This is a genomic window from Mesorhizobium sp. M2A.F.Ca.ET.037.01.1.1, from assembly GCF_003998075.1.
In the GTDB taxonomy this organism is placed as follows: domain Bacteria; phylum Pseudomonadota; class Alphaproteobacteria; order Rhizobiales; family Rhizobiaceae; genus Mesorhizobium.
In genome coordinates this window covers 1-6,896 of record NZ_RZSA01000279.1, presented here as the reverse complement: position 1 = coordinate 6,896, position 6,896 = coordinate 1, and the positions used below count along the sequence as shown (strand labels likewise).

The window sequence follows — 6,896 nt, the reverse complement described above, 5'->3', positions numbered from 1 at the left end:
GCATTGGCTCACCGACACCTCGAAAACCTCGAGCAATTATACGAGCTCTTTGTCGAGAGCCGGCAGCTCGTGGTTACCATGATGGAAAGGTCCAGCCTGTAGTCGGCAGCCGGTGAGCCGTGTTGGCCGGCGCCACGAACAACAAAAACGGCGGCCGAAAGAGCCGCCGTTCCTTGTCTGTCGACAGGCCTCAGTTTGCGCCGCCGAGTTCCTTGGTCATCTTGCAGAAATTGTCATGCTGCTTGGCGATGGTTTCGTCGCCGCAATCTTTCTTGATCGAGGTGCGGTCTTCCTCGGTCATGGCCAGCCATGCCTTCTTGAACTCATCGCCGGATCTCATCGTCTTCATCCCCGCATCGGTGAAGAAAGGCGCCATCTTTTGCGGGTCATCCAAGGCCGATGTGCCTTTGGCGCTGCTGGCCATCGCCGCGCTGGTTGCGAGCGAAAGCGCGAGTGCGCTCATGCAAAGAATCTTGGTATTCATTTTTCTTCTCCCTGCGTTCATTGGAAACAACTGCTTTTCAACAGCGCTTGTGCTGGCAAAAAGTTCCAGGCGGAATCAAAGAATGCAGCCGCGCGAATTGCCGCCCCGAGGACGGTCGGCCTGCCCGCTTCGGTCGGCTCGTTTGTTCGGGCGGCGGTCAACAACAAATGAGAGTTTCCCGGGCGCTTTCACTGGAAAATTCTGTTGGGAACAAGTTCGAAAAAACTGTGTTGGGGTTGGTTATCCACCCACTCAGGAGATGCAGACATGCCGACAACGAAAGCGGCCTCGAACAAGGGCCTCAACGAACTTTTCCACGATAGGCTGAAGGACATCTATTTCGCCGAGAAGAAGATCCTGGCAACGCTGCCCAAGATGGCCAAGGCAGCGCAGGACGAGGCGCTAAAGGCCGCTTTCGAAAAGCACCGCGACCAGACCCAAGAACATGTCGCGCGTCTTGAGGAAGTGTTCGAGGTGATCGACAAGAAGCCGGTGGGCAAGACCTGCCAGGCGATCATGGGCATCACCGAGGAAGGCGCCGAGATCATGGAAGAGTACAAGGGCTCGCCCTCGCTCGACGCAGGCCTGCTGGCCGCGGCCCAGGCCGTCGAGCATTATGAGATTTCGCGCTACGGCACGCTCAGGACCTGGGCGCAGGAACTCGGCCTAACCGAGGCCGTCACCTTGCTCGACCAGACGCTGAACGAAGAGAAGGAAACGGACGTCGCGCTCACCAAGCTCGCCGAGTCCGCGGTCAACGTCGCGGCAGAGGCAGCCTGAGTTTAGAGCAAGCTGCGCAGCCCTACGGGAAGGCAAGCGTGCAGGCCTGCCTTCCCGAACTCACCATGGAACTTCAGCGCCGGCCGGGAGTTGCCATAGGCGGAAACTCTGGCGATGACAAAAGCGTCGCTCCACCTGCTGAAGGGCATAGGTTATCTGATCTCGACGGTCAGCGTGATATTGCTCGCCATCGTGAGCTGGTCGAGCGCATCGCAAAGCCCGCTGCTGGTTGCCTGCCTGCTCGGCGGCGCCGCGACATCGATCGCCGGCATGTGCTGCCGCTGGCTGTCCTACCAGATCGAGAAGCGCTTGAACGACCGGTAAGGGATACGCCTTTTTCCAGGGCGGGGCCGCATTTGCTGGACACTCGGTTTTATCGCGGGCGGTTCGGCCTGTTGGCGCCGGTTTGCGACATCAGCGCGGTGATCAGGCAGGCGATGACAATCCATACGGCGACTTCGATGCCCGAGGCGCCGCGCGCCGGCGGCGGGGCGGTGGCGGCTGCCGGCGGATCGGCGGCCACCGCTGGCGCGAGGTCCGGCCGGCTGCCGCGGCGCAGCGAATAGGCGCGGGTGATTTCGGCGCCGAAGAGGAAGATCTGCGCCGAATAGTAGACCCAGACCAGCACCACCATCAGGGCTCCGGCCGCGCCATAGGAGGTGGCGATGGCGCTGGTGCCGATGTACCAGCCGATGAGCGACTTGCCGATGGTGAAGAGCAGCGCAGTGACCAGCGCGCCGACGCCGACATCGCGCCAGGTGAGCTCCCTGTCGGGCAGGACCTTGTAGATCGCGGCGAAGAGGAACGCGATCAGCGCGAAGGAAACGATCGTGTTGATGGCGCTGACGATCAGTTCTCCGAAAGGCAGGCTCCGGTTGATGATCTCGCCCAGCGCCGCGATCGCCGTGCTGGCCGCGAGCGAGACCAGGAGCAGGAAGCCGAGCGCAGCCACGAGGCCGAGGCTCGCCGCCCTGGCCCTTACAAGGCGCGACAGCGACGCCCCGTTGGGCCTCACCTTCCAGATTTCGTTGAGCGACTGCTGCATCTCGCCGAAGACGCCCGACGCCGTGACCAAAAGCGTCACCACTCCGATCAGCGTGGCAAGCGCGCTCGACCAGCCATGCGAAGCGGTCTCCAGCGTGGCCTTCAGGAGGTCGGCGCTCTGTGGCCCCATCACGCCCGATATCTCGGCCGTCAGCGCCAGCTGGGCGGCATCGTTGCCGATGACGAAACCGGCGATCGCGACGACGATCAACAGGATCGGCGCTAGCGACGTGGTGGCGTAGAAAGCCATCGCCGCGCCATGGCTCAGCGCATTGTCATTGATGTAGCCGCTGACGCTTTCCTTCAGTATGATCCAGCCTTCGTCGACCCAGCGCGGCATCGCCCCCTCACCTGTCTCGGACACGGACCGGGCGCGGTTCGGTGCCGGCTTTGTCGGACTGCATATTTCCTGCCATTGCTGACAAGACCTCCCTTGAGCGGGCCGGGTGGGACAAGAGCTCGACTGCCTTTTCGTTGGCCAGAGCGAGAAGCCGGAGAAACCAGCCCTGTTCTCTTTGCCACCAGGTCCGGCTGACGCGGCCCGCCAATCACAACCCGGCGCCGGCGTGATGGTTCCGGGAACACCCGAAGGCCGGAGGCCGAGGAGTACGGACCCCGGCGCCGATGCCATAAAGCCGCTTCGCGCGATCTTCGCTTTGGAGAAGCGCGGTTGTATGATCTGCGGCAGGCTTATAGGCTGTCGGGTTAACGGGTATTTCGGCAATGGATTTGGAAGACCTCTACCGGATTCTGCGGACAGGTCACGTGCAGGCCCAAGGCATTGTCGACACTGTTCCCGATCCCATGCTGGTGCTGGACTCCGCCCTGACAGTCCAGAGCGCCAACCGCGCCTTCTTCAGAACATTCGGGGTCGAGCGTTACGACACGATCGGACAGCACCTGTACGACCTCGGCAACGGTCAATGGGATATCCCCGAGCTGCGTCATCTCCTTGCAGAGGTGATCCCGAAAAGCTCGGCGGTGATCGATTACAAGGTGACGCATGAGTTCCCGCATATCGGGAGAAAAGTCATGCTTCTTACAGCGCGCACCGTGTTCAATCCGGACAATGTCAGCCACCTCATGTTGCTGTCGATCGTCGACATTACGGACAGAAGCCGGAAAGAAGCGGAGTTCGAAGCGGTCTTTGGAGAATTGCGCCACCGGCTCAAGAACCTGCTCGGGCTCGTGCGGGCGCTGGCCAACCAAACGAAGACGGAAGGCGTTTCGGCAGAGGAATATCGTAGCGCGTTCCTCGGCCGGCTGCAGGCCGTTGTGGATGCAAATGACCTGGCATTCAGCGATCATGGTGAAGATGGTCTCGAAGCCTTGGTGGCGCGCGCGACGAAACCCTTCAAGACCGCTCCGGAGACGATCATCATCGAGCCCGGCCCGTCAGTGACGTTGGCTTCGAAGGAGATAACGTCGCTAAGCCTTCTGCTGCACGAACTGGCAACCAACGCCGTCAAGTACGGGGCGTTGTCAGCTCGGGCTGGGACGGTTCGAATTCGATGGGAGGTCGAGCAGGGCGATCATCCATTGCTGCGCCTGTCCTGGCGCGAGAGCGGGGGCCCGCCTGTACGCAAGCCCACCTCGACAGGGTACGGAACCCAGCTCATTCAATTCGCAATCGCCTACAATCTCGGTGGCAAGGTGGAACAGAATTATCGAACCGAAGGTTTCGAAGCAGAGATAGTCGTCCCACTCGAAAGGGCCGCTCGCCCAGATTGATGGCCGGTGCAAAAGACCATCCTGATCGTCGAAGATGAATTCATCATCGCGATGGATCTTAAAGTCATGCTCGAGCGCCTGGGATGGCGGGTCCTGGGACCGGTCGCCAGAGTCGCGCACGCGCTCCGCCTGCTGGAAGACGAACTGCCGACGGTGGCCTTGCTCGACGTGAATTTAGGCGACCATCTCGTCACGCCGGTAGCCGAGGCCTTGCGCGGCCGCGGTGTGCCATTCGCGGTGGCGAGCGCTTATGACAAGCCGGAACTCTTCGGCGGGGCCGTCCTGGTGGGGGTACCCAATGTAGGCAAACCGACATCGGAGTGGAGCCTCCTGGAGGTTCTGCCGAAGCTCTCGCCGCCCTGATCCCGCGCCCCTCTACTTCTCGCGTCGAAGCCTAGGCAAAGCAACGGCGTTCGACTAGCCTCGAAGCGGGATCAGAGCCGCGTGGGGCATGCGATGAAGGTCAATGTCGTCTACGCGCATCCGGCGCAGGACAGCTACGTGGCCTCGCTTCACAGGCGTGTCTTGGGGGTCCTCAAGGCCAGGGGCGACGAGGTCGTCGACTTCGATCTTTATGCCATGAAATTCGATCCCGTGATGCAGGTCGAGGAATTGAAGGGGCACGCCGGTCCATCGCCAGCACCTGCGGAGCTGCGGGTCTATATCGACACGTTGCAGTGGGCCGAGGCGTGCGTGTTCTGCTTCCCGACCTGGTGGTCGGGCATGCCTGCTGTGCTCAAGGGATATTTCGACCGCGTGTGGCGGCCGGGGGTCGCGTTCGACCTGCCGACGGATGGCGGCACGATCAAGCCGGCGCTTTTGAATATTCGCCGTATGGGCGTCGTCACCACCTTCGGCTCGCCCTGGTGGTACACCAGGCTCTACATGCAGGACCCGGGCAGGAAGGTGCTTTTGCGCGGCTTGAAATCCATGTGCGGACGCACGGAGAAGCACCTCTATCTGGCGAAATACTCGGTGGAAAGCATCTCCAACGAGGAACGGGAAAAGTTCGCCCGCAAGGTGGAGCAGCGCTTCGAGCGTTTTTGATCGGCCCCGCAGACTGCGGACCACCTTCGTTCTGAGTCTGTGAACACTCCGCTGCTTTGTTGGCGAACTATGGATGGTGCGCGTCGATCATTGCGGCCGTGTCTTCGAGGCAACCGATGGGATCGGCCATGTTGCGGTCCATTGCGCGAAAACGATCTCGACGGTTAACAAAAGTGGATGCGCGGCCGGTGCCACATGAGCACCATGTCGGCGTTCGCCCCTGGCGGGGCCGAGCTCAAGCCACCTTCTCCCGCTGGCTCATGCCAGCGGGCTTTTTTGCGTCGCGCTTCTCCGGGCTTTTTGCCCATACCAAACCGTTTCGAGCTCGGCCTAACGAAACCTCTCCTGGCTTTGCGCTTTACTTGTAGAGCGATGGAGAGTGCGCATGCAGAAGGACGGGCACGACGAAAAGGTCGATAGCCGACTGCTGGCCGGGAAGCTGGCCAAGGAAGTGGGTATAACCGAGGCGCAAGCGAGGGAGCTAATCCATATGATCGGCTTTGACTGGACGTCCCTCGTTCGCGAAGCCCGCTTTTTGAAAGACAGGCATTGACCGGGAGCCGACCGCTTATGCGAGCCGCCTGATGCGGCCGCTTGCCAGGCGAAACACTCCGTCGGTGCCTCCCTGCCGCTCGAAGTCGGTCTGGATTTCGTCCCACGTGCCAAGATAGGCCCCGCACTCGGCGCAATGGATCGGCGTTGAGGATTGGGCGTTCCTGGGGATGTTCAACCGGATCGTTCCGCAGTGCGGGCATTCCAGACGGTGATCGAGATACTCACCCTTCGCGGCATAATGGCCGCCTCCTCCGTCGCTCATCGAAGCTCCACTTCCCTTGATAGGTTGGGCGAAAGCGTGATGGGCTCTTCCGGCGCGCGCTTGCCTTTGCTCTGTGCGGCGACTGCTCGAACTTAAACCTTCGGCGGGGTGACGCCCTAACATATGATTGGCCGAGCGATCACGGTTGGTCGCCGGCAATGTTTGCCGGACCTGTCCTGCCCAGGCCGGTTCCGACCGGGAATGTCTGTCAATCCCGCAGCTTCCTCGCTGACGCCCGAGCGTCTTGCGGTCGTTGCCCGTGCTCGCTGATCAGCTCTGTGAACCTGCTCAGGAGTGGATCCGATGCTGCTTCGCGCAGTAGCGTACCTCATGCTCCTCGCCCGCCGACACGCGGTCGCGGTATCGAAAGTCGCGTTTGGTCCTGTCGTCCGTCATGGCCGTTCCTCCTGGTCAGAGTGAACAGCGACATAGCCGGAATATTCCAAGGGGCTTTTTCAGCAGAAACCAATGCACCCCTCACCGCCCGCCGGTCGGGCGCAATCGGCGATTTGCAACAGCAGGCATTGCATCTATATTTAGCTGACTAAGTGATTCATGGCGCGGTGAGCCGATGGCCAAGAAGAAAAACAGACCGACCTCTTCCGGCGTTGCGGAGGCCTCGCGCGCCGAGATACACGAAGCCACCTATTTTGCCCGCAAATGCGGCCTCACCCGCGACGAGGCCCTGCAGATGATCCGCGAGGCGCACGCATCGCCGGTCCTCAAGCCGGCCGAAAGCGAGAAGCGCAAGCACTGATCCCTATCGAAGGAGGCGCGCGCCTCGTCACTGCCCCGTCTGCGGCGGCACCTCGCCCGGCTTGATCACCGGCATTTCGCTGCCGGTCGGCGGCGGGGTCGTCGCGTTCTTGTCGCCGGTCGGCGGCGGCTTCAGCACGCCGCCGCAATTGCCGAGCTGTTTCGACAGCTCATCCGTATCGGCCTCTTGCGTCTGTTTCTGCTGCTGGCCGTTGGCGTCCGGCTTGGCCTGGCAGC

10 protein-coding genes and 1 pseudogene are annotated in these 6,896 nt (G+C 61.6%); 7 read left to right on the top strand and 4 right to left on the bottom strand.

Features of this window, described 5'->3' with window-relative positions; genetic code table 11:
* Positions 1–190: 190 nt before the first annotated feature.
* Complete coding sequence (locus EOA27_RS15795; RefSeq protein WP_126061405.1) at positions 191–484, bottom strand: hypothetical protein; 294 nt, start codon at positions 482–484, stop codon at positions 191–193.
* 267 nt (positions 485–751) lie between these two features.
* Between EOA27_RS15795 and EOA27_RS15790 the strand changes: the two genes are divergently transcribed.
* Together EOA27_RS15790 and EOA27_RS15785 are read left to right on the top strand one after the other, a co-directional pair.
* A complete protein-coding gene (locus EOA27_RS15790) occupies positions 752–1,264 on the top strand; it encodes a ferritin-like domain-containing protein (protein WP_127256648.1) in 513 nt (170 codons plus the stop codon).
* A gap of 114 nt (positions 1,265–1,378) precedes the next feature.
* Positions 1,379–1,588, top strand: a complete 210-nt coding sequence (locus EOA27_RS15785; protein WP_126083257.1) for a hypothetical protein — start codon at positions 1,379–1,381, stop codon at positions 1,586–1,588.
* A 49-nt stretch (positions 1,589–1,637) separates the two neighbouring features.
* Here the strand turns inward: EOA27_RS15785 and EOA27_RS15780 are convergent, their stop codons facing one another.
* Positions 1,638–2,648: a YihY/virulence factor BrkB family protein gene (locus EOA27_RS15780; protein ID WP_126083258.1), complete on the bottom strand. Its 1,011-nt coding sequence runs from the start codon at positions 2,646–2,648 to the stop codon at positions 1,638–1,640.
* Between the two features lie 383 nt (positions 2,649–3,031).
* Here EOA27_RS15780 and EOA27_RS15775 point away from each other — a divergent pair, with 383 nt between their 5' ends.
* The 4 genes from EOA27_RS15775 (at position 3,032) to EOA27_RS40715 (ending at position 5,639) form a co-directional block, all read left to right on the top strand.
* Positions 3,032–4,039 carry an HWE histidine kinase domain-containing protein gene (locus tag EOA27_RS15775; protein ID WP_127256646.1) on the top strand — a complete coding sequence of 336 codons (1,008 nt, stop codon included), beginning with the start codon at positions 3,032–3,034 and terminating at the stop codon, positions 4,037–4,039.
* Positions 4,040–4,045: 6 nt separating this feature from the next.
* Positions 4,046–4,402: a response regulator gene (locus EOA27_RS15770; RefSeq protein WP_127256644.1), complete on the top strand. Its 357-nt coding sequence runs from the start codon at positions 4,046–4,048 to the stop codon at positions 4,400–4,402.
* A gap of 93 nt (positions 4,403–4,495) precedes the next feature.
* Positions 4,496–5,086, top strand: coding sequence for an NAD(P)H-dependent oxidoreductase (locus EOA27_RS15765; protein ID WP_126083259.1), 591 nt, complete (start codon positions 4,496–4,498; stop codon positions 5,084–5,086).
* A 385-nt stretch (positions 5,087–5,471) separates the two neighbouring features.
* Positions 5,472–5,639: a hypothetical protein gene (locus EOA27_RS40715; protein ID WP_189342077.1), complete on the top strand. Its 168-nt coding sequence runs from the start codon at positions 5,472–5,474 to the stop codon at positions 5,637–5,639.
* A 15-nt stretch (positions 5,640–5,654) separates the two neighbouring features.
* Here EOA27_RS40715 and EOA27_RS15760 read toward each other — a convergent pair whose 3' ends face one another.
* Positions 5,655–5,903, bottom strand: a complete 249-nt coding sequence (locus EOA27_RS15760) for a hypothetical protein (protein ID WP_126083260.1) — start codon at positions 5,901–5,903, stop codon at positions 5,655–5,657.
* Between the two features lie 571 nt (positions 5,904–6,474).
* Between EOA27_RS15760 and EOA27_RS15755 the strand changes: the two genes are divergently transcribed.
* Positions 6,475–6,660 (top strand): hypothetical protein, encoded by a 186-nt coding sequence (locus tag EOA27_RS15755; protein ID WP_042640038.1) that lies wholly within the window; start codon positions 6,475–6,477, stop codon positions 6,658–6,660.
* 27 nt (positions 6,661–6,687) lie between these two features.
* Here the strand turns inward: EOA27_RS15755 and EOA27_RS40710 are convergent.
* Positions 6,688–6,896 (bottom strand): annotated as a pseudogene (locus EOA27_RS40710) (hypothetical protein); the annotation flags it as partial.